General features: G+C 70.2%; 1 protein-coding gene. It reads right to left on the bottom strand.

The features are described from left to right. Positions 1–446: VCBS domain-containing protein (locus B7G52_RS23150; protein ID WP_205853113.1), on the bottom strand; the 446-nt coding region annotated here is incomplete at both ends.

Below are 446 nucleotides of genomic sequence, written 5' to 3'. Positions count from 1 at the left end.
ATCACGAAGCTGCCGTAGCTGCCGGCCGTGCCGGTCTGCGCCACCACCGTCGCGCTCGCCGCGTCCAGGTCGCTCAGCGTCAAGGTGCCGCCGGTGCTCAGCACCGCGTTGGTCTCGCTCAGGTTGGCCGTCGCGCTGCTCAAGGTCGACACGTCTTCGCTGCCGGTCAGGTTGACCGTCACCGTGGCGCTGCCGCCGTCGCTGGTCGCCACCGTGAAGGTCTCGCTGACCGCCTGCCCGGCGTTGAGGTTGTTCAGCGCGCTGGCGGTGGTGTAGCTCCACACCCCGGCGCTGTTGATCACGAAGCTGCCGTAGCTGCCGGCCGTGCCGGTCTGCGCCACCACCGTCGCGCTCGCCGCGTCCAGGTCGCTCAGCGTCAAGGTGCCGCCGGTGCTCAGCACCGCGTTGGTCTCGCTCAGGTTGGCCGTCGCGCTGCTCAAGGTCGA

Origin of the sequence: Polaromonas sp. AER18D-145 (genome assembly GCF_002379095.1) — a bacterium.
In the GTDB taxonomy this organism is placed as follows: domain Bacteria; phylum Pseudomonadota; class Gammaproteobacteria; order Burkholderiales; family Burkholderiaceae_C; genus Polaromonas.
Note: the sequence above shows the minus strand (reverse complement) of the source record. Positions and strands in the feature narration are given on the sequence as shown.